Origin of the sequence: Vallicoccus soli, assembly GCF_003594885.1 — a bacterium.
GTDB classification, from domain to species: domain Bacteria; phylum Actinomycetota; class Actinomycetes; order Motilibacterales; family Motilibacteraceae; genus Vallicoccus; species Vallicoccus soli.
In genome coordinates, this window is sequence record NZ_QZEZ01000005.1 from 196,341 (window position 1) to 218,705 (window position 22,365).

22 protein-coding genes are annotated in these 22,365 nt (G+C 77.9%); 13 read left to right on the top strand and 9 right to left on the bottom strand.

Annotation, left to right across the window (positions count from 1 at the left end; translation table 11 throughout):
- Nucleotides 1-194: 194 nt before the first annotated feature.
- Nucleotides 195-914: a response regulator gene (locus D5H78_RS12190; RefSeq protein ID WP_425472953.1), complete on the top strand. Its 720-nt coding sequence runs from the start codon at nucleotides 195-197 to the stop codon at nucleotides 912-914.
- Between the two features lie 99 nt (nucleotides 915-1,013).
- Nucleotides 1,014-2,249, top strand: coding sequence for a winged helix-turn-helix domain-containing protein (locus D5H78_RS12195; RefSeq protein ID WP_119950862.1), 1,236 nt, complete (start codon nucleotides 1,014-1,016; stop codon nucleotides 2,247-2,249).
- Here the strand turns inward: D5H78_RS12195 and D5H78_RS12200 are convergent.
- The 3 genes from D5H78_RS12200 to D5H78_RS12210 all read right to left on the bottom strand — a co-directional run bounded on the left by D5H78_RS12200 (nucleotide 2,246) and on the right by D5H78_RS12210 (nucleotide 3,649).
- Nucleotides 2,246-2,437, bottom strand: coding sequence for an HGxxPAAW family protein (locus D5H78_RS12200; protein WP_133412053.1), 192 nt, complete (start codon nucleotides 2,435-2,437; stop codon nucleotides 2,246-2,248). The two genes, D5H78_RS12195 and D5H78_RS12200, sit on opposite strands and share 4 nt — an antisense overlap.
- Before the next feature lie 106 nt (nucleotides 2,438-2,543).
- Nucleotides 2,544-3,110, bottom strand: coding sequence for a GNAT family N-acetyltransferase (locus D5H78_RS12205; protein ID WP_165865719.1), 567 nt, complete (start codon nucleotides 3,108-3,110; stop codon nucleotides 2,544-2,546).
- Nucleotides 3,107-3,649, bottom strand: a complete 543-nt coding sequence (locus tag D5H78_RS12210) for a GNAT family N-acetyltransferase (protein WP_165865720.1) — start codon at nucleotides 3,647-3,649, stop codon at nucleotides 3,107-3,109. Before D5H78_RS12210 ends, D5H78_RS12205 begins: the two co-directional genes overlap by 4 nt.
- Nucleotides 3,650-3,840: 191 nt before the next feature.
- Between D5H78_RS12210 and secA the strand changes: the two genes are divergently transcribed.
- Nucleotides 3,841-6,681, top strand: a complete 2,841-nt coding sequence (secA, locus tag D5H78_RS12215) for a preprotein translocase subunit SecA (protein ID WP_119950766.1) — start codon at nucleotides 3,841-3,843, stop codon at nucleotides 6,679-6,681.
- Between the two features lie 366 nt (nucleotides 6,682-7,047).
- Here the strand turns inward: secA and D5H78_RS12220 are convergent, their stop codons facing one another.
- Together D5H78_RS12220 and D5H78_RS12225 are read right to left on the bottom strand one after the other, a co-directional pair.
- Nucleotides 7,048-7,614 (bottom strand): Rv3235 family protein, encoded by a 567-nt coding sequence (locus D5H78_RS12220; RefSeq protein WP_119950767.1) that lies wholly within the window; start codon nucleotides 7,612-7,614, stop codon nucleotides 7,048-7,050.
- Between the two features lie 134 nt (nucleotides 7,615-7,748).
- Nucleotides 7,749-8,624 carry a LysM peptidoglycan-binding domain-containing protein gene (locus D5H78_RS12225; protein ID WP_165865721.1) on the bottom strand — a complete coding sequence of 292 codons (876 nt, stop codon included), beginning with the start codon at nucleotides 8,622-8,624 and terminating at the stop codon, nucleotides 7,749-7,751.
- 184 nt (nucleotides 8,625-8,808) lie between these two features.
- Here D5H78_RS12225 and D5H78_RS12230 point away from each other — a divergent pair, with 184 nt between their 5' ends.
- Nucleotides 8,809-9,426: a hypothetical protein gene (locus tag D5H78_RS12230; protein ID WP_119950769.1), complete on the top strand. Its 618-nt coding sequence runs from the start codon at nucleotides 8,809-8,811 to the stop codon at nucleotides 9,424-9,426.
- 65 nt (nucleotides 9,427-9,491) lie between these two features.
- Here the strand turns inward: D5H78_RS12230 and D5H78_RS12235 are convergent, their stop codons facing one another.
- Nucleotides 9,492-9,728, bottom strand: coding sequence for a helix-turn-helix domain-containing protein (locus tag D5H78_RS12235; protein ID WP_119950770.1), 237 nt, complete (start codon nucleotides 9,726-9,728; stop codon nucleotides 9,492-9,494).
- A 215-nt stretch (nucleotides 9,729-9,943) separates the two neighbouring features.
- Between D5H78_RS12235 and D5H78_RS12240 the strand changes: the two genes are divergently transcribed.
- From D5H78_RS12240 to D5H78_RS12250, 3 genes are read left to right on the top strand one after another with little or no spacing between them, the layout of a single operon-like run.
- Nucleotides 9,944-10,591, top strand: coding sequence for a CpaB family protein (locus tag D5H78_RS12240; protein WP_119950771.1), 648 nt, complete (start codon nucleotides 9,944-9,946; stop codon nucleotides 10,589-10,591).
- Nucleotides 10,588-11,883 (top strand): CpaE/TadZ family protein, encoded by a 1,296-nt coding sequence (locus tag D5H78_RS12245; RefSeq protein WP_119950772.1) that lies wholly within the window; start codon nucleotides 10,588-10,590, stop codon nucleotides 11,881-11,883. The genes D5H78_RS12240 and D5H78_RS12245 overlap by 4 nt, the downstream gene beginning before the upstream one ends.
- A 10-nt stretch (nucleotides 11,884-11,893) precedes the next feature.
- Nucleotides 11,894-12,541 (top strand): HAD-IA family hydrolase, encoded by a 648-nt coding sequence (locus tag D5H78_RS12250; RefSeq protein WP_218566543.1) that lies wholly within the window; start codon nucleotides 11,894-11,896, stop codon nucleotides 12,539-12,541.
- A 53-nt stretch (nucleotides 12,542-12,594) separates the two neighbouring features.
- Here the strand turns inward: D5H78_RS12250 and D5H78_RS12255 are convergent, their stop codons facing one another.
- Together D5H78_RS12255 and D5H78_RS12260 are read right to left on the bottom strand one after the other, a co-directional pair.
- Nucleotides 12,595-13,908 (bottom strand): hypothetical protein, encoded by a 1,314-nt coding sequence (locus tag D5H78_RS12255; RefSeq protein ID WP_119950773.1) that lies wholly within the window; start codon nucleotides 13,906-13,908, stop codon nucleotides 12,595-12,597.
- Nucleotide 13,909: 1 nt separating this feature from the next.
- Nucleotides 13,910-14,398 (bottom strand): cupredoxin domain-containing protein, encoded by a 489-nt coding sequence (locus D5H78_RS12260; protein WP_119950774.1) that lies wholly within the window; start codon nucleotides 14,396-14,398, stop codon nucleotides 13,910-13,912.
- A gap of 107 nt (nucleotides 14,399-14,505) precedes the next feature.
- Between D5H78_RS12260 and D5H78_RS12265 the strand changes: the two genes are divergently transcribed.
- From D5H78_RS12265 to D5H78_RS12280, 4 genes are all read left to right on the top strand, one after another.
- Nucleotides 14,506-15,897, top strand: coding sequence for a WS/DGAT/MGAT family O-acyltransferase (locus tag D5H78_RS12265; protein WP_119950775.1), 1,392 nt, complete (start codon nucleotides 14,506-14,508; stop codon nucleotides 15,895-15,897).
- On the top strand, nucleotides 15,894-16,808 hold the full coding sequence (locus tag D5H78_RS20305) for a patatin-like phospholipase family protein (protein ID WP_119950776.1): 915 nt from the start codon (nucleotides 15,894-15,896) through the stop codon (nucleotides 16,806-16,808). The genes D5H78_RS12265 and D5H78_RS20305 overlap by 4 nt, the downstream gene beginning before the upstream one ends.
- A gap of 22 nt (nucleotides 16,809-16,830) precedes the next feature.
- A complete protein-coding gene (locus tag D5H78_RS12275; protein ID WP_119950777.1) occupies nucleotides 16,831-17,331 on the top strand; it encodes a DUF6912 family protein in 501 nt (166 codons plus the stop codon).
- 66 nt (nucleotides 17,332-17,397) lie between these two features.
- Nucleotides 17,398-18,381, top strand: coding sequence for an NAD-dependent epimerase/dehydratase family protein (locus D5H78_RS12280; RefSeq protein ID WP_177891230.1), 984 nt, complete (start codon nucleotides 17,398-17,400; stop codon nucleotides 18,379-18,381).
- An 83-nt stretch (nucleotides 18,382-18,464) separates the two neighbouring features.
- On the opposite strand, the gene D5H78_RS12285 is transcribed toward D5H78_RS12280, so the two are convergent.
- On the bottom strand, nucleotides 18,465-19,556 hold the full coding sequence (locus tag D5H78_RS12285; RefSeq protein ID WP_119950778.1) for a PucR family transcriptional regulator: 1,092 nt from the start codon (nucleotides 19,554-19,556) through the stop codon (nucleotides 18,465-18,467).
- A gap of 148 nt (nucleotides 19,557-19,704) precedes the next feature.
- Here D5H78_RS12285 and D5H78_RS12290 point away from each other — a divergent pair, with 148 nt between their 5' ends.
- Both D5H78_RS12290 and pruA read left to right on the top strand, forming a co-directional pair.
- The gene (locus D5H78_RS12290; RefSeq protein ID WP_119950779.1) at nucleotides 19,705-20,634 is read left to right on the top strand and encodes a proline dehydrogenase family protein; all 930 of its coding nucleotides are present in this window, start codon (nucleotides 19,705-19,707) and stop codon (nucleotides 20,632-20,634) included.
- Between the two features lie 27 nt (nucleotides 20,635-20,661).
- Nucleotides 20,662-22,287 (top strand): L-glutamate gamma-semialdehyde dehydrogenase, encoded by a 1,626-nt coding sequence (pruA, locus tag D5H78_RS12295; protein ID WP_119950780.1) that lies wholly within the window; start codon nucleotides 20,662-20,664, stop codon nucleotides 22,285-22,287.
- The last annotated feature ends 78 nt before the right edge of the window (nucleotides 22,288-22,365 follow it).

The following is a 22,365-nucleotide window of genomic DNA, read 5'->3' on the forward strand; positions in this document are numbered from 1 at the left end:
CGGGCCGCGCCGGCGCCGGCGCGGCCCGCCGGGTCGCGTACGGCCCGCGCGCCCCGCGGCAGGGGGTCGCGCGTGAGAGGATCGGGCGCGCCGGCAGGGGGCCGGCGCCGCACCACGCCCAGGGGGCCCAGACCGTGACGGAGCCGACCGCGCCGAGCGCGCCGAGCGGACCGACCGTGCCGACCGTGCCGACCGTGCCGACCGTGCCGACCGGGACGGACGACGACCGCGAGGGGGTGGCGCCGGGGGGCGCCGACCCCATCCGCGTCCTCGTCGTCGACGACCACGCGCTCTTCCGCCGGGGCCTGGAGATGGTCCTCGGCCAGGAGGAGGACATCTCCGTCGTCGGCGAGGCCGGCGACGGCGCCGAGGCGCTCGACCTGGCCCGCGAGCTCACTCCGGACATCGTCCTCATGGACATCCGGATGCCGCGCCGCGACGGGATCCAGGCCTGCACGGCCATCAAGGACGTCGTCCCGAGCGCGAAGATCATCATGCTGACCATCTCCGACGAGGAAGCCGACCTCTACGAGGCGATCAAGGCCGGGGCCACGGGCTACCTGCTCAAGGAGATCTCCATCGACGAGGTGGCGTCCGCGATCCGCGCGGTCGCCGGCGGCCAGTCGCTCATCAGCCCGTCCATGGCGTCCAAGCTGCTCACCGAGTTCGCCTCGATGGTCAAGCGCAGCGACGAGCGCCAGCAGCTCCCCGCGCCGCGGCTCACCGACCGCGAGCTGCAGGTGCTCCGGCTCGTCGCGCGCGGCCTCAACAACCGCGACATCGCCAAGGAGCTCTTCATCAGCGAGAACACGGTGAAGAACCACGTGCGCAACATCCTGGAGAAGCTCCAGCTGCACTCGCGCATGGAGGCCGTGGTCTACGCCGTGCGCGAGAAGCTGCTCGAGATCACCTGAGCCCCCGGGCCGTCGGTGCCCTCTGGCAGCATCGCGCCCGTGCCCGCAGCGCCTCCCGGACCCCCCGCAGGACCGCTCGCCGGGTCGTCGGCGCCACCGCTGCGGCGCCGCGCCCGCGAGCGCCTCAGCGCCGCGCAGGCGCGCCGGGTCGCCGTCGCCGCGCAGGGCCTCGCCGCGCCGCGGCCGGCGGTCGTGGGCACCCGGCAGGTCACCGGGACCGTCGAGCGCACCGGCCTGCTGCAGGTCGACAGCGTCAACGTGCTCGTGCGCGCGCACTACCTGCCGCTGTTCAGCCGGCTCGGGCCCTACGACCGCGGCCTGCTCGACCGGGCCCTCGGGCGCGCGCCGCGGCGCCTGGTGGAGTACTGGGCGCACGAGGCCAGCATCGTCCCGCCGGCCACGCACCGGCTGCTGCGCTGGCGCATGCGCCGCTGGCGCGAGGAGGCCTGGGGCGGCATGCGCCGGGTCGCGGTCGAGCACCCGCAGCTCGTCGCCGCGGTGCTCGCCGAGGTGCGCGCGGGCGGCCCGATGACCGCCGGGGAGGTCGAGGCCTCGCTGGCGCACGACGCGCCGCGCAGCCGCGAGCACTGGGGCTGGAACTGGTCGCTCGTCAAGCAGGCGCTCGAGCACCTGTTCTGGTCGGGGGAGGTGACCTCGGCCGGGCGCACGAGCTCCTTCGAGCGCCGCTACGCAGCACCCGAGCGCGTGCTGCCCGCCGCCGTGCTCGACGCCCCCGACCCCACCGACGAGGAGGCCTTCGTCGCGCTGACCCGCATCGCCGCGCGGGCCCACGGCGTGGCCAGCGAGCCGTGCCTGCGCGACTACTTCCGGTTGCGCCCCGCCGACAGCCGCGCCGCCGTCGAGGCCCTCGTCGCGGCCGGCGAGCTGCTGCCCGTGCAGGTGCAGGGCTGGGCGCGGCCGGCGTACCTGCACCGCGAGGCGCGGGTGCCCCGCGCGGTCGCGGCGCGCGCCCTGCTCGCGCCCTTCGACCCGCTCGTGTGGGAGCGCTCGCGCGTCGAGGCGCTCTTCGGCTTCCGCTACCGCATCGAGATCTACGTGCCGCAGGACCAGCGGGTGCACGGCTACTACGTGCTGCCGTTCCTGCTCGGCGACCGGCTCGTCGCCCGGGTCGACCTCAAGGCCGACCGGGCGGGCGGGCGGCTGCTGGTGCGCGGGTCGTACCTCGAGCCGGGGGAGCCGGCGGGCGCCGTGGCCGAGGAGCTCGCCGCGGAGCTGCGGCTCGCGGCGGGCTGGCTGGGGCTGGACGACGTGGTCGTCGAGCCCCGCGGCGACCTCGCCCCCGCCCTGGCCGCCGCGGTGGCGACGGCGGGCTAGTGCACGTCCTCCATCATGCCGGTCGCCCAGCCGACGACGATGCCGCCGACGGAGAGCACCACGCCGACCCAGAAGAGCCACCACGTGGGGCCGAGGATGAGCCCCAGCCCGCCGACGATGAAGCCCACGATCACCACGGCCACGACCGCCCACGACACGGGACGCCCCCGCGGGCTGCTCTCGACCACCTCGACCACCTCCGGTTCTCGGCCCCCATCATGCCGGTCCCCCCTGCGCGGCCCGGCCCAGGTCCTCCCGCGGCGCGCCGCGGCGCCGCGCGCCGGCGACGGGCGGCTAGGCCGGCGGGAGGTCGCCCGGCAGCAGCGACCCGACCCAGGCGTCGCGACGGACCCCGCGCTGCACGAGCCGGGCGCGCTGCAGGCCCTCGACGCGGAACCCCGCCTTCTCGGCGGCCCGGCGCGAGGCGTCGTTGCCGACGTAGGCGCGCCACTCGAGGCGGGCGAGCCCCAGGGCGGGGAAGGCCCAGCGGGCGGCGAGCACGAGCGCGGCCGGGACGAGCCCCTCGCCGCGGGCCCACGGCGCGCAGGCGTACCCCACCTCGGCGCGGCCCGGGTCCTCCGGTGCCACGCGCAGGTCGAGGGCGCCGCAGAAGGCGTCGTCGCCGGGGCGGCAGAGGACCCAGCCGGCGCCCGCCCGCTGAGCCCACGGCGCGGGCGAGACCTCCTCGACGAAGGTGCGGGCGTGCTCGGGCAGGTAGGGCTCGGGCACGGTCGTCCAGCGCAGGTACTCACCGTCCACCGCGCGCAGCACCTGCTCCGCGTCCTCGGGCCGTGCGGGGCGCAGGCGCACCCGGGCGCCCTCGAGCACCGGCTGGGGGCGGTCGTACGGCGGGCGCGTCACCGCAGGTCCTCCGGCAGCAGCCCCGCCATCCAGGCGTCCGCCCGCCCGGGGTGGTCCCCGCGCCCCGCGAGCCGGCCCCGCAGCGTCCCCTCGACGACGAACCCGCAGGCCTCGGCCACGCGCCGGGACGGCCAGTTGCCGACCTCGGCCTGCCACTCCAGGCGCACCGCGCCCAGGCGGGCGAAGGCGAAGGCGGCCACGAGGCGGGTCGCGGCCCGGGCGACCCCGCGCCCGCGCTCCGGCGCGGCCACCCACAGCCCCAGCTCGTACACGTCCGGCTCGGGTGCTCCCACGACGCCGTGCGCGCCGAGCACGGCGCCGCTGGTGGCGTCGTACACCCCGAAGGCGGGCAGCCCCACGGCCCAGCGGGCCGGCGCCTGCTCGACGAAGGCGCGGGCGTGCTCCGCGGTGTAGGGGACCGGCACCGTGGTCCAGCGCTGCACGAGCGGGTCCTGGCAGGCGGCGTGCACGGCGGGCGCGTCGCCCGGGCTCCAGCAGCGCAGGACCAGGCCGTCGCCGCGCAGCTCGACCGGCTCCACCTGCCACCTCCCGGGGTCGTGCAGCCACGCGCTGCGACCAGCACGGCACCGACGGCCCCCCTGCCCGGCGCGACGGCCTACCATGCCAGGTGCGACGGGGCCCGCCCCCGCGCCAGCGCGCCCGCGGGCGCCGCTGCGCCTGCGTGTCTCGGCGCGTCCGCGCGCCACCGAAGCACCGAGGAGTCGTCCGAGTGCCCGCACTGCTCGACAGGATCCTTCGCGCCGGCGAGGGCAAGATCGTCCGCAAGCTCTCCGCGATCGCCAAGCAGGTCAACGCGATCGAGGAGGACTTCGTCGCGATGAGCGACGACGAGCTGCGCGGCATGACCGGCGAGTTCAAGGAGCGGCTCGAGAAGGGCGAGACGCTCGACGACATCCTCCCCGAGGCGTTCGCGACGGTGCGCGAGGCGGCCAAGCGGACCCTGGGGCAGCGGCACTACGACGTGCAGCTCATGGGCGGTGCCGCGCTGCACCTCGGCAACATCGCCGAGATGCGCACCGGCGAGGGCAAGACGCTCGTCGGCACCCTGCCGGCGTACCTCAACGCCCTCTCCGGCAAGGGCGTGCACATCATCACCGTCAACGACTACCTCGCCGAGCGCGACTCCGAGTGGATGGGCCGCGTCCACCGGTTCCTCGGGCTCGAGGTGGGCGTGATCCTCGCGCACATGAAGCCCGACGAGCGCCGCCGGCAGTACGCCTGCGACATCACGTACGGCACGAACAACGAGTTCGGCTTCGACTACCTGCGCGACAACATGGCGTGGAGCCGCGAGGAGCTCGTCCAGCGCGGGCACAACTTCGCCATCGTCGACGAGGTCGACTCGATCCTCATCGACGAGGCGCGCACGCCGCTCATCATCAGCGGTCCCGCGGACCAGGCCACGAAGTGGTACCAGGAGTTCGCCCGCATCGCCCCGCGCCTGCGCCGCGGCGACCCCGAGAAGGGCGTCGACGGGGACTACGAGGTCGACGAGAAGAAGCGCACCGTCGGCATCCTCGAGTCCGGGGTGGCGAAGGTCGAGGACTACCTCGGCATCGACAACCTCTACGACAGCGTGAACACCCCGCTCGTCGGCTACCTCAACAACGCGCTGAAGGCCAAGGAGCTCTTCAAGCGCGACAAGAACTACGTCGTCATGAACGGCGAGGTGCTCATCGTCGACGAGCACACCGGGCGCATCCTCGCCGGGCGCCGCTACAACGAGGGCATGCACCAGGCCATCGAGGCCAAGGAGGGGGTGAAGATCAAGGACGAGAACCAGACGCTCGCCACGATCACCCTCCAGAACTACTTCCGCATGTACGACAAGCTCTCCGGCATGACCGGCACGGCCATGACCGAGGCCGCGGAGTTCAGTCAGATCTACAAGCTCGGCGTCGTGCCCATCCCGACGAACCGCGAGATGCAGCGCATCGACCAGCCGGACCTCATCTACCGCACCGAGCAGGCGAAGTTCGACGCGGTCGTCGAGGACATCGCCGAGCACCACGCCCGCTCGCAGCCGGTGCTCGTGGGCACCACGAGCGTGGAGAAGTCCGAGCACCTGTCGATGCTGCTCAAGCGCCGCGGCGTCCCGCACGAGGTCCTCAACGCCAAGCACCACGAGCGCGAGGCCGCGATCGTCGCCCAGGCCGGGCGCAAGGGCGCGGTCACCGTCGCCACCAACATGGCCGGCCGCGGCACGGACATCATGCTCGGCGGCAACTCCGAGTTCATGGCCGACGCCGAGCTGCGCCAGCGCGGCCTCGACCCGGTCGAGGACCCCGAGGGGTACGAGGCGGCCTGGCCCGACGCGCTGGAGAAGGCGAAGAAGGCCGTCGCGGCCGAGCACGAGGAGGTCGTCGACCTCGGGGGGCTCTACGTGCTGGGCACCGAGCGCCACGAGTCGCGGCGCATCGACAACCAGCTGCGCGGGCGCTCCGGGCGCCAAGGCGACCCGGGCGAGTCGCGGTTCTACCTCTCGCTCGGCGACGACCTCATGCGCCTGTTCAACTCCGGCATCGTCGAGCGCGTCCTCGCCGTCGGCGGCGTCGAGGACGACGTCCCGCTGGAGTCCAAGATGGTCACCAACGCCATCCGCTCCGCGCAGACCCAGGTCGAGGCGCAGAACTTCGAGATCCGCAAGAACGTCCTCAAGTACGACGACGTGCTCAACCGCCAGCGCCAGGTCATCTACGAGGAGCGCCGGCGCGTCCTCGAGGGCGAGGACCTGCACGAGCAGGTCGAGCACATGATCGACGACGTGGTCGTCGGGTACGTCCGCGGTGCCACCGCCGAGGGCTACGCCGAGCAGTGGGACCTCGAGCAGCTCTGGACGGCGCTGCGCACGCTCTACCCGGTCGGCGTCACGCTCGAGGACCTCGAGCAGGAGGCGGGCGACCGCGCCGGCATCACCGCGGACCTGCTCGCCGAGGAGCTGCGGGCCGACGCCCGGGCGGCGTACGAGGCCCGTGAGCAGCAGCTCGGCCCGGACGTGCTGCGCGAGCTCGAGCGGCGGGTCGTCCTGTCGGTGCTCGACCGCAAGTGGCGCGAGCACCTCTACGAGATGGACTACCTGCAGGAGGGCATCGGCCTGCGCGCGATGGCCCAGCGCGACCCGCTCGTCGAGTACCAGCGCGAGGGCTTCGACCTGTTCAACGCGATGATGGAGGCCATCAAGGAGGAGTCGGTCGGCTACCTCTTCAACGTCGAGGTGCAGGTCGAGCAGCCCGCCCCCGCCGGCCCCCGCATCGACGCCTCGTCCGCCGCGGCGGCCGCCGCCGCCCTCGGCGGCGGTGTGCAGGCCGGCCCCGCCACCGACGGGGCCGAGGGCGAGGGCGCCGGGACCGCCGCGGACGGGGAGGCGCCGGCCGCGCCGCAGATCCGGGCGAAGGGCCTCGAGGCCCCCGCACGGCCTAGCCACCTCGAGTACAGCGCGCCCACCGTCGACGGCGAGGGCGGCGTCGTGCGCACCGCCGAGGACGGCGAGCCGGTCGAGGAGTCCACCGGCAACCGCGCCGAGCGCCGCCGCGCCCGCAAGCGCCGCTGACGCACCGCACGGCCACCGCACGACGGCCCGGTTCCTGAGGGGCCGGGCCGTCGTGCGTCCCCCGGGCAGCGCCGTCCTCGCACGATCGCGGGTGCGGCGTGCCCCCTTCCCCGCGGTGATCATGCGCGCAGGGCGGAGGAGTGCCGGCCGCCCGCGGCCCGCGCCATCCCCGCATGGCCGCGGCGGGAGAGCCGGGACGCTTCCCCGCGGTGATCATGCGCGCAGGGTGGGAGGGGTTCCTGCTGCCCGTGCCACCCCCGCACGATCGCGGTGGGGGAGAGGTCGGAGCGCCATGCCCGCATGATCACGGCGGGGGAGAGCCGGGCCCCGTCCCCGCCGTGGTCGTGCGCCGAGGGCGGGGCGGGCTCAGCCGACCTGCAGGGCGGTGCAGCGCCAGCGCCCGCCGAGGCCCTCGAGGCGCAGCGCGACGGCGTGCACCCGCCCGGCGCGGGCGACGACCGCGCACACCTCGGCGACACCGTCGGCCGGGGCGCCGACGTGGACGCTGCGGACCGCGCAGCGCGGCCCGCCGCGGCGGGCGCCCGGCCCGGCGGTGCCCGCGGCGAGGGCGCGGCGCTGCAGGTCCGCGTACACCCGCGCGCTCGTCCAGCGCACCAGCTGGGTCACGGGCCGCTCGCCGGCGAGCACCTCCAGCGCGGCCTGGACGTAGCGCCCGGACCACGCGGCGGGGTCGGGCAGCTCGCACGTCGGGGTCGGGCGCGGCCCCTCGTCGTCCTCGTCGGGGACGGCCGCGAGGCGCGGTGCCGGCGGCACGGCGGGCGCCCCGGAGGGCAGGGTGAAGGCCAGGGCGAGGGTCCCCTGGGTCGCGGGGCGCCGGTACGGCGTCGCGGTCCAGGCGCGCTGCTCCTCGCAGGCCGGTTCGCTGCGCGGAACGGGCAGCAGGCGCGGGCGCGGGGCGGTGTCGACGGGCACGAGGACCTCCGGACGGTCGGGGCGGGGCGGGGCGGGGCAGGGCGGGGCAGGGCGGAGCAGGGCGGGTCGGGGCGGGGCGGGGCGGGGCAGAGGCAGGGCAGCAGGGGCGCCGGCGGGTGGCGGGGGGAGGGAGCTCAGCCCGGGGCCCGGAGCACCTGCCCGGGGCGGATGAGCGAGGGGTCCTCGCCGACGACGTCGAGGTTCGCGGCGTGCCACCGGGGCCAGGCCCGCGCGACCTCGAGGTCGGTGGCGCCGGGGCCGAGGGTGCGCCGGGCGATGTCCCAGAGCGTGTCGCCCGCGCGCACGACGACCTCGTCGGCCCCGTCCGCGCCGTGGCCGGCGCGCTCGGCGTCGGCGCGCGGGACGGCCGTCACGAGCCGCACGGCCTCGGCCGCCCGTTGCAGGGCCGGGGCCGCCGCGGGCCGGTCGGGCGTCCAGCCGGCGGGCAGGGCCGCCGGGGCGTGCGGGGCGGGCGCGATGGCCTCGGCAGGTCCGGCGGGGACCGGGCGATCAGTGGCCGCGCCGTCGGTGCGGGGGGCGTCGGAGCCGGCCCCGGCTGCGGGCTGCGCGGCGGGACGGTCGACGGCGGAGGCGTCGAGGACCCGTACGGCGGCCACGGGCGCGGCCGGGGCCGCAGCGGCCCCGGCGGCGCCCGCCCCGGCGAGGGCGGTGCCACCGAGCACGGCCGCGCCGACCGCGGCACCCACCGCGCGCCGCAGCGCCGCCGGGGCGAGCCGCCCGGCCAGCGCGGCCGCGCGCCCGGCGCCGCCGCGCAGCGCCGCGAGCGCGCAGAGGCCGGCACCGAGGGCCAGCCAGGTGAGCGCGAGCCACGCCCCGCCGGCGGCGGCGACCGCGACGAGGTCGTCGAGCCGCGCGGGCCCGGGGCCGCGCACCGCCGAGAGCGGGGCTGCGCCGGCCCAGCCGACGAGCGCGCTGGCGGCCAGCCAGAGCGCGGCGCTGCCGCCGGCCACACCCAGCGCGCGCAGCCGCGGGGGGAGCGCTCGGACCACGTCGACCTCCGATGCCGTCGTTTGCTTGCGTTTGCTTGTGTACAAGCGCGGGGAGGGCAGGATCAAGCGGTCGGGCGCGGTTGTGGACGGAGCTCACCCGCGCGGCGGCGGGCGGGTCACGGTGGGCGCACCCTGCGCGCACGCTCGGGCGCGTACCCGCCGCCGACGGGGGGAGGAGGCGGGCGTGCGGTGGGAGAGGCTCTTCGACGACCTCGAGGCGCAGCTGGACGCCGCCGACCGGGCCGAGCTGGCGGCGGAGGTCGCCGACCGCAGCCGCCGGGAGGCGGCGCTGCTCCGCACGGGCGACCGGCTGGCCGCCGCCGTGGGCACGGCACTGGGCCTGCACGTGCTGGGCGGCGGCGCCGTGCAGGGCGTGCTCGAGGAGGTCGGCCGCGACTGGCTCCTGCTCGCCGAGCCGGCCGGGGGGCGCGCCGTCGTGCCGCTCGCGGCGCTCGCCGGCGTGACGGGGCTCGGCCGGCGCAGCGCGCCGCCCGCCCCGACGGGCGCCGCGGGCGCCGGGGGCGCCGGGGGCGCTGAGGGCACCGGGACCGGCGCCCTCAGCGGGCCCGGCCTGCGGGGGCGGCTGGGTCTCGGGCACGTCCTGCGCGGCGTGGCGCGGGACCGCGCCCCCGTCGTGCTGGAGCTCGTCGACGGCACCCGGCTCACCGGGACCCTCGACCTCGTCGGCGCCGACTTCGTCGAGCTCGCCGAGCACCCGCCGGGCGAGCCGCGCCGGCGCGGCGGGGTGCGCGGGGTGCGGCTCGTCCCGCTCCCGGCGCTGGCCGTGCTCCGGGCGGGCTGACGCCCACCCCTGCCGAGGGCGCGCCGGCGCCCCCGCTCACGGCGGGCCGACGCCCGCCGGCAGGCTCACCCCTCGGGCTCGTCCCCGCGGCCGAACGGGTGCTGGGCGACGAAGGCGCGGGTCTCGGCGTACATCCGCTGGATGTAGTCCTCGAGCACGGAGGCCTCGACGCGCCACTGCCCGCGGCCCCCGACCTTGATGGCCGGCAGCTCGCCGGAGCGCACCAGCGCGTACGCCTGCGCCGAGCTGATGTTGAGCACCTCGGCCACGTCGGCCAGCTGCAGGAAGCGCGGGCTCGCCATCGGCTCGGGCCCCTCCGTCCGTCGGTCGCGCGGCGCGGGCCGGCGCCCGCACCAGGGCATGGTGGCACCCGGCGGGTGCAGCGCGTCGGCGGCCGTCCACAGGGCGCGGCGCGGCGCTGCTGCCGTCGGGTGATCCCGCGCCGACCCGCCCGCCGCCGGGCGCCCGGCTTGCGAGCATCGTCCGGTCCCCACCCCGTGCGACCCCGAGGACCGCCGTGCCCGACCTGCCCGCCCCCGCCGCGCCGCGCCTCGCGCGCCCGCGCTGGCTCGACGCCCGCCTCGTGGTGGGGCTGCTGCTCGTCCTGGCCTCCGTGGTGCTCGGCGCCCGCGTGGTGGCCGCGGCCGACGACGCCGTGCCGGTGTGGGCGGTCACCGCCGACCTCGGCCCCGGCACCCGGCTCGGCGAGGACGACCTCGTCCGCCGCGACGTGCGCCTCGACGCCGGCGCCGCCCGCTACGTCTCCGCCGCCGGCGCCCCGCCGGTCGGCTGGGTGCTCACCCGCGCCGTGGGCGACGGCGAGCTGCTGCCGGCGGCGGCGGTGGCCCGCGAGGGCGCGCAGGACCTGCGCCGCCTGCCGGTCGAGGTGGACCCCGTCTCGGCGACCGGGCTGCGCGACCACGCCGTCGTCGACCTGTACGTCGTCCCCGGCGCCGGTCCCGGCGACGCGGCGCCGCCGGCGTCCGAGCCGGTCCTCGAGGGCGTGACGGTGGACGAGGTCGCCGAGAGGACCGGCGGCCTCGCGCCCGGCTCGCGCGGGGGCAGCGTCGTCCTGCTCGTCACGCCCGAGGGCGCCCGGGCGGTGCTCGACGCGCAGGCCCGCGGCGCGCTGCGCCTGCTCCAGGTGCCGGTGGGCGCGTCGTGAGCGTGCCGCTGCTGCTCGCCGTCACGGGCGAGCCGTGGGAGGCGGCGCTGGTCACCGCCCTCGAGCGCGACGGCGGCGTCGAGGTCGTGCGCCGCTGCGTCGACGTGGCCGACCTGCTCGCCGCGGCCGGCACCGGCACGGCGCGCGCCGCCGTCGTGAGCGCCTCGCTGCGCCGGCTCGACCGGGACGCCCTCGCCCGCCTCGCCGCGGCCGGGGTCGCCGTGGTCGCGCTGACGGGTCCCGGCGACGAGGCCGCGGAGCGGCGGGTCCGCCAGCTCGGCGTCCTGCGGGTCCTGCCGGCCGACGCCGCCGCGGCCGACCTCGCCGAGGCGGTGCAGGCGGCCGTCGACGGCGAGGCCCCCGCGCACCCGCGTGACGTCGCCGACCCGCGCAGCGCCCTCGCCGACCCGGTGCCCGCGGCCGGCGCTGAGGCCCCGCCGTCCGGCGACGGGCGGGTCGTCGCCGTGTGGGGCCCCGCGGGGGCGCCGGGGCGCACCACGCTGGCCGTCACCCTCGCGGGGGAGTCCGCGCGGCTCGGCGTCCCGACGCTGCTCGCCGACGCCGACGTGTACGGCGGGGTGGTCGCGCAGGTCCTCGGCCTGCTCGACGAGTCGCCGGGCCTGGCGGCGGCCGCGCGGGCCGCGAACAGCGGGGTGCTCGACCTGCCGGCCCTGGCGAAGCTCGCCCCCGTCGTCGTGCCCCGGCTGCGCGTGCTCACCGGCATCGCGCGGGCCGACCGCTGGCCCGAGCTGCGCCCCGCCTCGCTCGAGGTGGTCCTCGACCTGGCGCGCCGGCTCGCCGACCTCACGGTCGTCGACTGCGGCTTCTGCCTCGAGGAGGACGAGGAGCTGGCGTTCGACACCGCCGCGCCGCGCCGCAACGGCGCCACCCTGGAGGTCCTCGCCCGGGCCGACACCGTCGTCGCGGTCGGGACGGCCGACCCGGTCGGGGTGCAGCGCCTGGTGCGCGGCCTGGCCGAGCTGCGCGACGCGGTCCCGACGGCCGACCCCGTCGTCGTCCTCAACCGCGTGCGCAGGGGCCCCGTCGGCGGCGACCCGGCCGTGCAGCTGCGGGAAGCGTTGTCCCGGTACGCCGGCGTCGACGAGGTCCTGCTGGTGCCCGAGGACCGGGCCGGGCTCGACGCGGCGCTGCTCGAGGGGCGGCTGCTCGCGGAGGCGGCCCCGGGCTCGCCGGTGCGGGCGGCGCTGGAGCCGCTGGCCGTACGCCTCGCCGGGGTCGTCCCCGGCCGCCGGCCGCGGCTGGGCAGGACGTGGCGGCGGCGCGCCGCCTAGCATCGCGCCCGTGGCGCTGACGGGGCTGGTGGTCGACTGGGGCGGGGTCCTCACGGGCTCCCTGGAGCTGTCCACCGGCGCGTGGGCCGAGGCGGAGGACGTCGACCTCGACAGCTTCCGCGAGGTGCTGCGGACCTGGCTGGGCGGGGACGTCGCGGCGGCGGCCGAGCAGAACCCCCTCTACGCGCTGGAGCGCGGCGAGGTGGCGGTGCCCGACTTCGAGCGCCGGCTGGCGGAGCGGCTGCGCAGCCGCTCGGGGGCGCCGCTGCGGGCCGAGGGCCTGCTGGCGCGGATGTTCGACCACTTCGTGCACGCCCCGGAGATGGCGGCGCTGGTGCTGCGCGCCCGGCGCTCCGGCCTGCGCACGGCGCTGCTGTCGAACTCGTGGGGCAACGACTACCCCCGCGACGGCTGGGACGACATGTTCGACGAGGTCGTCATCTCCGGCGAGGTGGGGATGCGCAAGCCCGAGGCGCGCATCTACGCGCACGTCCTCGACCGGCTCCGCCTGCCCGCGGGGGAGTGCGTGTTCGTCGACGACCTGCGCGCCAACGTCGCCGCGGCCGTCGCCGTGGGCATGGTCGGCGTGGTCCACGAGACGTACGAGGCCACCGCCGCCGAGCTCGAGGTCCTCTTCGAGCGGCCCCTCGCGCGCTGACGCGCCCGCACGTCCCGCGGAGGGCTACCCGCGCAGAGCCACCCCGCGCAGAGCTACCCCGCGAAGAGCAGGAGCAGCCCGCCGACGGTGTACGCCACCATGAGCACGAGCAGCGGGAGCTGCCCGGCCACCGCGCGGCGCGGGAAGAGGCGCACGGCGCGGTCGTGCGCGAGCACGACGCCGAGCACGTGCCCGGTGACGACGGCCACGACCTGGAGCGCGGCGACCCCGGACGGGGTCACGAGCGAGCTGTCCACGGCCCGCCCCCCGAGACCCAGCCAGTCCGAGCCCTGCACGAGCGGGTCGGAGAGCTGGACCAGCGTGCGCTGCCCCTCGAGCACGAGGAGCGAGTAGTAGTGCGCCACGACGTACCCGACGGCGATCGGCACGATGGTGTGCGCGAACTCGCCGGGGGCCCGTCGCGGGCCGACCTCCCCGCCGCCGACCGCGCCCGCGACGCGGGTGCACAGGACGAGGGCGGCGAGCACGACGGCGATGACGCCGAGCAGGCCGAGGGTGCCCGCCAGCACCGGCGGCACGTCGCTGCTCTGCACGGCGCGGAACCAGGTGGGCGTCGAGCCGAGGCTGTCGAAGCCGGTGCTGCCGAGCATCACCGCCACCACGGCGACGAGGCCGGGGGCGGGCCGCAGCGTGGCCATCCCGTCGAGCGGGTTGCGCAGCACGAGGGTGCCGTCCGCCCGCCTGCCGAGCGGGGCGAGGCGCCCGACGAGGTCCGACCAGACCTCGAAGGCGTCGCCGCGGTCGAACCAGCGCGAGCCCCACACGACCGCGGCGAGCAGGTGCAGCCCGGCGTACAGCAGGATCGCCGTGCGCAGCACCGGCAGCGTCGCGCGGTCCGGCGCGACGAGCTCCATCCAGGTGAAGGCCAGCAGGCCGGCCGCGGCGGGCCAGTAGCCCGCCCCGGCCGGCAGGTCGAGCACGCCGTGGCGCCGGTCGATGCGCAGGAGCGCGGCCACCGCCGCGTGCACCCCGCGCAGCGGGTTCACCAGGCGCCAGACCGGCCCCAGCAGCAGCGACAGCGGGACGATGCCGACCCACAGCAGGACGTACACGACGCCGGCGGTCGGGTTCGTCGCGAGGTCGGGGCCGAGGAAGGCGGCGAGGAGCACGTACGCCGCGACGACGACGCCGAGCACCCGCAGCGCGGCCCGGGTGGCGGGCGCGTCGACGAACCGCTGCAGGCGCGGCAGGGGCCGCCCCGCGCGCTCGCCCCCGAGGCGCGGCTCGCGCCACAGCGTCCCGAGCGCGACGAACGAGACGACGAGCGCGAGCGCCGCGCCGACGAGGGTGAAGGAGAAGGGCAGCGGCAGGTCCTGGCGGCTGCCGACGCCGTGGGCGAGCAGCACCTCAGCGGACGGCGAGCGTGAAGAGCAGCAGGCCGCTCTCGTGCGTCTCGACCTCGAACTGGCCGGTCTCGTCCGCCGTGAGCTCCAGCGTGCCGGGGACCCCCGGCTCGAGCTCGAGCGACGGGTCGCCGAAGCCGTGCACGTGCAGCTCGTCGGGCTCGTCGCTCGTCACGGTGATCCGCAGCTGCTCGCCCTGCTCGACGTCGTACGTCCCCGTGGCCGGGCGCACCTCGCCCTCGACGACGCTCACCTCGATCTCGCGCGCCTGCGGCGCGACGGTGCCCGGGGTGCCGACGACGCCGGGCGCGGTCGGCGTCACCTCCGGGCTCACCCCCGGGGTCGCCCCCGGCGCCGCCCCCGCCGGGCTCGGCGCGGCGGACGCGGTGGCCGCGGGGGCGGTCGGCCGCTCCTCGTCGGCCGACGCGCACCCGGCGAGGGCCAGGGCGGCGAGCAGCGCGGCGGCGGCGGTCTGGCGGCGGAGGGGGGTCACAGCGGGGGTGCTCCTCGGGCGTGGGCTGGTGGTCGGTCCGTGCGGCGGGGTGGCGGGGCCCCCTGACAGGATGGCCCACGACGTCCGACGACCGAGGGAGGCCCCGCGTGCCCGAGCGGCTGTCGGCGGTCGACGCCGCCTTCCTCTACCTGGAGTCGCCGACGACCGCCATGCACGTCGGCACGGTCGCGGTCTTCGAGGAGCCCGTCGACGGGTTCGACCACGACCGCCTGGTCCAGCTCATCGGCGAGCGCATCGCGTACGTCCCGCGCTACCGCCAGCGCCTCAAGGCCGTCCCGGGCCGGATCGCCAACCCGGTCTGGGTCGACGACGAGGGCTTCGACATCAGCTACCACGTGCGGCGCTCGGCGCTGCCGCGCCCGGGCACCCGCGCCCAGCTCGCCGAGTTCGTGGCCCGCGTGCAGTCCCGCCGGCTCGACCGCAGCCGCCCGCTGTGGGAGGCGTACCTCGTCGAGGGGCTCGAGGGCGGGCGCTTCGCGGTCGTCACGAAGACCCACCAGGCCATGGTCGACGGCGTGGCGGCCGTGGACATCGCCCAGGTGATCGTCGACGCGAGCCCGCACGCCGGCGCCTCCCCGCCGGACTCCTGGCGCCCGGCGCCCGAGCCGTCGTGGCCGGAGCTCGTCGTCGGGGCCGTGGCGGACTCCGTCCGGCGCCCCGGCGAGCTCGTCGACACCGTCCGCACCGGCTTCAGGGACCTGCGCACGACCGCCGGGCGGGTCGCCGGCGGGGTGCTCGCCCTCGCGCGGACCACGGCCCGCTCGGCCCCGTCCTCGCCGCTCAACGGCCCGGTGGGCGAGCAGCGCCGCTACGCCATGGTGGACACCGCCCTCGAGGACTTCCGCGCCGTGCGCAGCGCGCACGGGGCGTCGGTGAACGACGTCGTGCTCGCCACCGTCGCGGGGGCGCTGCGCGAGTTCCTCATGTCGCGCGGCGAGCCGCTGGGGCGCGCCGCGGTCGTCCGGGCCCTGGTGCCGGTGAGCGTGCGGCCGGAGGAGGGCGAGGAGCCCGCGCCGGGCGTGGGCGGGCGGGTCCGCTCGGTCCTCGTGGACCTGCCGGTGGGCGAGCCCAGCGCGGTGATGCGGCTGCACCAGACGGCGTACCAGACGGCGGCGCACGCGGAGTCGGGCACGGCGGTGGGCGCGCGCACCCTGACCGGCATCGCCGGCTTCGCGCCGCCGACCCTGCACAGCCTCGGCGCGCGGGTCGCGAGCACGCTGTCGCAGCGGCTGTTCAACCTCGTGGTGACCAACGTCCCCGGACCGCAGGACACGCTCTACGCCGACGGCGCGCGGATGACGGCGGCCTACCCGGTCACCCCCCTGTCGCGCGGGCAAGCGCTGTCCATCTCGACGACCTCGTACGCGGGCGGGGTCTACTTCGGCCTGCAGGCCGACCGCGACCTGCTCCCGGACCTCGACGTGCTCGCGGACCTCGTGCCGGAGGCGCTCGCGCAGCTCGTCGCCGCGGTGCGGTGAGGCGCGCGCTCGTCCTCGGCGCCGGGGGCGTGCTCGGCGCGGCCTGGGAGACCGGTGCCCTGTGCCGGCTGGCCGACGAGGGCCTCGACCGCTGGGACCTCGTCGTCGGCACGTCGGCGGGCTCCGTCCTCGCAGCCCTGCTCGCCGCCGGCATCCCGCCGCAGGCGCTGCGCGACCACCAGCGCGGCCTCCCGCTGCCCGGCGACGTCGCCGTGGACTGGGACCACGACCGGGGCACGGGCGGTCCCCGCCCCGTCCGCCCCGCCCTGCGCCCCGGGTCGCCGTCGCTCGTCGCGGCCGGCCTGCGCCGCCCCCGCGCGCAGCGCCCGCTCGTCACCCTCGTCGGCCTCGCGCCCCGCGGGCGCGGCTCGCACGCCGCGCTCGCCGCTGCCGTCGAGGCGGCGCTCGGCGGCGCGGCGTGGGCGCCGCGGCCGGTGTGGGTGTGCGCGCTGGACTACCGCACGGGCCGGCGGGTCGTCTTCGGGCGCGAGGGCGCCCCGCGGGCCCGGCTCTCCGAGGCCGTCGCCGCCTCGTGCTCGCTGCCCGGCTGGTACGCCCCCACCGTCCTCGACGGCGTCCCGTACGTCGACGGGGGCTCGCTGTCCTCCACGTCGGTCGGCCTCCTCGCCGGCGCCGGGTACGACGAGGTGGTCGTCCTCGCGCCGACCGCCACCGCGCCGCCCAGCCGGTACGACCGCCCCCGCGGCCTCGAGGCGCGGCTCGAGCGGCGGTGGCGGCGGCACGTCACGCCGTTCCTGCTGCGCGAGGTCGCGGCGGTCGAGGCGGGGGGCACCCGGGTGCGCGTGGAGACCCCGGACGCCGCGGACCTGGAGGCGGTGGGCGGCAACCTCATGGACCCGCGGCGGCGCCTGCGGGTGCTCGACACGGCCCTGCGGCCCCGCCGCCGGTGACCCGGCTGGCACCCTGGCGGGCGTGCGCGTCTACCTGCCGACCACCCTGCCCGCCCTCGCCGCCCTGCGACCGGCCGGGGAGGTCGGCCCCGCGCCGCTCGCCGCGCACGCGGTGACGCCGGCGCTGCGCGAGTGGTACGCGGGCAGCGACGACGAGGAGCTCGAGTACGCAGCCGCGGCGGGGGCCGCGCGGGCGAGCCTCGCGCTGCTCGCCGCCGAGCTGGGGCGCGACCCGGGCGCGCGCGCCCGCCGCGTGGTCCTCGCCGCCGACGTGCCGGACGCCGCCGTGCGCCCGGCGCCGGGGGACCGCAGCGCGGTCGTCCTCGGGCAGCCCGTGCCCTGGCGGCTGCTCGCGAGCGTGCACGTCGACGACGCCGCGGCGGAGGACGACGTGCGGGCCGCCGCCGGGGCGCTGGCGGCCGCCGCGGCGGGGGACGAGGACGCCGCGCTCGCCGTCGACGGGGCCGAGGACCACGAGCTGCTCTGGTACGGCGTCCAGGAGGTCCCGGACCTCGTCGGCTGACGCCGGCCGTCCGCCCACGGCGAACCGCCCTGGCGCGGCCCCGCCCCGCGCGCCGACGATGCGCGGGTGGAGCTCCTGGTGCTGGGCGGGACGCGGTTCGTGGGCCGCGCGGTGGTGGCCGCGGCGCTGGAGCGCGGCGACGCGGTCACGGCGGTGCACCGCGGGCTCACCGGCCGCCTGCCCGCGGGCGTGCGCGCGGTGCGCGCCGACCGCACGGACCCCGCCGGCCTGGCCGCCGCGCTGGCCCCGCTCGGGCCGTGGGACGCGGTCGTCGACACCTGGGCCGGGGCGCCGGCGGCGGCGGCCGCGGCGGCCGCGCTGCTGCGCGGCCGTGCGGCCCGCTACGGCTACGTCTCGAGCGCCTCGGTGTACCGCTGGGGCGAGCACGTCGACGAGTCGAGCCCGCTGGTCGACGGGGACCCCGACGCGGGGGAGGGCGACTACGCGGCGCAGAAGCGCGGGGCCGAGCTCGGGGTCCTGCGCGCGCACCCCGGGGCCGTGCTGGCCCGGGCGGGGCTGGTCCTCGGGCCGTACGAGGACGTCGGCCGGCTGCCCTGGTGGCTGTCCCGCACCGCGCGCGGCGGGCGGGTCGTCGCCCCGGGCCGCCCGGAGCGCCCCCTGCAGCTCGTCGACGCGCGCGACCTGGCCGGCTGGCTCCTCGCGGCCCTCGACGGGGGCCTGCAGGGCCCGTACGACGTGGCGAGCCCGAGCGGGCACGCCACCACCCGCAGGCTGCTCGAGGCCTGCGTCGCGGCCACGGGCGGCGGCGCCGAGCTCGTGTGGGTCCCCGAGGACGACCTCGCCGCGGCGGGCGCGGAGCCCTGGACGCACCTGCCGTGCTGGGTGCCCGAGGGCGGGGAGTGGGCGGGGTTCCTCGAGGCCGACACCTCCCGCGCCGCGGCCGCCGGCCTCGCCTGCCGCCCCGTCGAGGCGACCGTCGAGGACACCTGGGCCTGGGTGCGGCGCGAGGGCGTGCCCCCGCAGCGGCCCGACCGCCCGGTGCACGGCCTGCCGCCCGGGCTCGAGGCCCGGCTGCTGGCCGGCCGCTGAGGCCCGGGCGCCCTTGAGGCCTGACCGCCGTTGAGGCCCGACCGCCGCTGAGGCCCGACCCCGCTGAGCCCGACCGCCCCGGCTCAGAGGTGCGGCGCGAGCAGCAGGGCGAGGTGCAGGCGCAGCCGGTCGCGCCCGTCGCGCAGGTCGAGCCCGGTGAGGGCCTCCACCCGGTGCAGCCGCGCGTAGAGCGTCTGCCGGTGCACGTGCAGCGCCGCGGCGGTCGCCTGCGCGCTGCCGCCGTGGTCGAGCCAGGCCCGCGCGGTGGCGGCGAGGCGCGGGTCGGGGTCGTCCAGCAGCCGGCGCGCCGCCGGGTCCAGCACGGCCGCGCGCAGCGGCCCCGCGGGCGCGGCCCCGAGCAGCCGGTGGGCGCCGAGCGCCTCCCAGTCCGCCACCGGTCCCGCGGCCGGCTCGTCCCGGGCGACCCGGGCGGCCGTACGGGCCTCGTGCCACGCCCCGCGCAGCGCGCCCGGGTCCGTGCGCGGCCCGCCGAGCCCGGCGACGGCGCCGTCCACGGCCACCCGCGCGGCGACCCGGCCGGGCAGCGCGGCGTCGCGCGCGGGGACCAGCAGGGCGAGGCCGCCGGGCACGGCGGCGGCGAGCACGCCGCGGGGCAGGGACGCGGGCGGCACCCCCGGCCCGCCGAGGACGGCGACGGGCACCAGGGGGCCGGGCTCCAGCAGGCCCGCGTCGCGCAGCGCCTCGGCCGCCGCCCCGGCGTCGTCGCGGTCCTCCCCGAGCAGGGCGAGCACGTGGCCCTCGACCGCCGCCCGCGCCCGCGCGGCCCGCGCGAGCAGCGCGCCCGTCCGCTCGGCGAGCCCCGCGGCCGCCTCGAGCGCGGCCGGCGCGACCGGCGCGCCGTCGTCGAGCAGCCACAGGTAGCCGTAGGTCACCCCGCGCCAGCGGGCGGGCAGGCAGAGCCGGGCCAGCACGCCGAGCTCCGGGTGCGCCGGCACCCGCAGCGGGGCGGCCGCGGTCGCGATGCCGAAGCCCTCGAACCAGCGGCGCACCTGCTCCGAGGAGCCGCGGCGCAGGATGGACGCCTGGCGCACGGCGTCGATGTGCTCGGGCTGCGAGCCGAACGCGACGAGGTGGAAGGCGCGGTCCTCGAGCGTGGCCGGCGCGCCGAGCAGCGCCGACACCTCGTCCACGACGTCCTGCAGGTCCTGCTCCACCCGTACGACCGTACGAGGTCGGGGCGCCGAGGACCAGACGTCCGTCCGTGGCACGGCCCACCTTGCGCTCCTACGCTCGGGGGCACCACCACCGGCACCACCACCGAAGACCACCGAGACCACCGAGACGCCCGCCCCGGAGCCCGCCGTGCTGAGCCCCCTCCTGCTGGCCGCCGCCAAGAGCGCGCGCACGCGCAGCGCCGTGACCTCCTTCCCGGCGACGCGCCGCGTCGTCGACCGCTTCGTCGCGGGCGAGACGCTGCAGGACGCCGTCGCCACGACCCGCGAGCTGCTCGCCGACGGTCGCCGCGTGACGCTGGACCACCTCGGCGAGGGCACCACGGAGCGGGCGCAGGCCGAGGCGGTCGCGGCGGCGTACACGGACCTGCTGCGCGCCCTCGCCGAGGCCGGGCTCGCCGACCGCGCCGAGGTGTCGGTCAAGCTCTCGGCCCTCGGGCAGGCCCTGCCGGCCGACGGGGAGCGCGTCGCGCTCGACCTGGCCCGCCAGGTCTGCGCCGCCGCCGACGCGGCGGGCACCACCGTGACCCTCGACATGGAGGACCACACGACCGTCGACTCCACGCTGTCGGTCCTGCGCGAGCTGCGGTCCGACTTCCCGTGGACCGGCGCCGTGCTGCAGTCGATGCTGCGCCGCACCGAGGCCGACGCGCGCGACCTCGCGGTCGCCGGCTCGCGGGTGCGCCTCGTGAAGGGCGCGTACGCCGAGCCCGCCTCGGTCGCCTTCCGCAGCGGCGAGGAGGTCGACGCCGCGTACGTCCGCTGCCTCGGCACCCTCTTCCGCGGCCCGGGCTACCCCATGGTCGGCTCGCACGACCCGGCGCTGGTCGCCGAGGCGGAGCGCCTCGCCCGCGAGACCGGCCGCGCGCCGGGCACCTACGAGTTCCAGATGCTCTACGGCATCCGCACCGGGGAGCAGCGCCGCATCGCGCGGTCCGGGCGCACGATGCGCGTCTACGTGCCCTACGGCACCGACTGGTACGGCTACTTCATGCGCCGCCTCGCCGAGCGCCCGGCCAACGTCGCGTTCTTCCTGCGCTCGTTCGTCCCCGGCCGCTGACCCCCAACCACCACCAGGAGCACCACGATGGACGCCGTCACCAGCCCGCCCGCAGCCCGCAACGAGCCGGTGCTCGGCTACGCCCCCGGCAGCCCCGAGCGGGCGCGGCTGGAGGCCGAGCTCGCCCGGCTGTCCGCCGAGCGGGCGGAGCTGCCCGCGGTCATCGGGGGCGAGCGCGTCATGGGCGAGGGGGAGCCGTTCGACGTCGTGGCGCCGCACCGGCACGCGCACGTGCTCGGCACGAGCGCGCACGTGAGCAGCGGGCAGGCCGCGAAGGCGGTGGACGCCGCCCTGTCCGCGGCCGCGGCGTGGCGGGACACGCCGTTCGACGCGCGCGCGGCGGTGCTGCTCAAGGCCGCGGACCTGCTCTCGGGCCCCTGGCGGGCGACGCTCAACGCGGCGACGATGCTCGGGCAGAGCAAGACCGCGGTGCAGGCCGAGATCGACGCCGCCTGCGAGCTCGCGGACTTCTGGCGGTTCAACGTCGCCTTCGCCCGGCAGATCCTCGCCGAGCAACCCCTTTCCAGCCCGGGCGTCTGGAACCGCACCGACCACCGCCCGCTCGAGGGCTTCGTCTACGCGGTCACGCCGTTCAACTTCACCGCCATCGCCGGCAACCTCCCCACCGCCCCGGCGCTCATGGGCAACGTGGTGCTCTGGAAGCCCTCGCCCACGCAGCAGCTCGCGGCGAGCCTGACCATGCGGCTGCTCGAGGAGGCCGGGCTCCCGCCGGGCGTCATCAACATGCTCCCGGGCGACGGCGTCGCGGTCTCCGAGGCGGCGCTCACCCACCCGGAGATGACGGGCATCCACTTCACCGGCTCCACCGCGACGTTCCAGCACCTGTGGCGCACGGTCGGGGAGAACGTCCAGGGCTACCGCAGCTACCCGCGGATCGTCGGCGAGACCGGCGGGAAGGACTTCGTCCTGGCGCACCCGTCGGCCGACCCGGCGGTCCTCACCACCGCCCTGGTGCGCGGCGCCTTCGAGTACCAGGGCCAGAAGTGCTCCGCGGCCTCGCGCGCGTACGTCCCCCGCTCGGTCTGGGACCGGATGGGCCGGGACTTCTGCGAGGTCGTCGACGCGCTGCCGATGGGCGACGTCGCCGACCTGTCCACCTTCCTCGGCGCGGTCATCGACGCGCGGGCCTTCGCCAAGCACAGGGAGGCGATCGACCGGGCCCGCGGGCTCGACGGGGTCGAGGTCGCCGCCGGCGGCACGTACGACGACGCCGAGGGGTGGTTCGTGCGCCCCACCGTCCTGCTGTGCGACGACCCGACGGACGAGCTCTTCACGCGCGAGTACTTCGGCCCGATCCTCGCCGTGCACGTCTACGCCGACGCCGACTACGACCGCGTCCTGGCGCAGGTCGAGTCGGCGAGCGCGTACGGGCTGACCGGCGCCTTCGTCGCGCAGGACCGGGCGGCGATCACGGCGGCGACGCACGCCCTGCGGTTCGCCGCGGGCAACTTCTACGTCAACGACCGGCCGACCGGGGCGGTGGTGGGCCAGCAGCCGTTCGGCGGCGGGCGGGCGTCCGGCACCAACGACAAGGCCGGGTCGGCGCAGAACCTGCTGCGCTGGACGAGCGCGCGCAGCATCAAGGAGACCTTCGTGCCGCCGACCGACCACCGCTACCCCCACATGGGGTGAGCGGGCGGGGAGGTGCCCGCGGGCCACGTGGGTAGGGTCGGGGCGGACCCAGCACCGAGCGGCGACGGAGGCGGGACG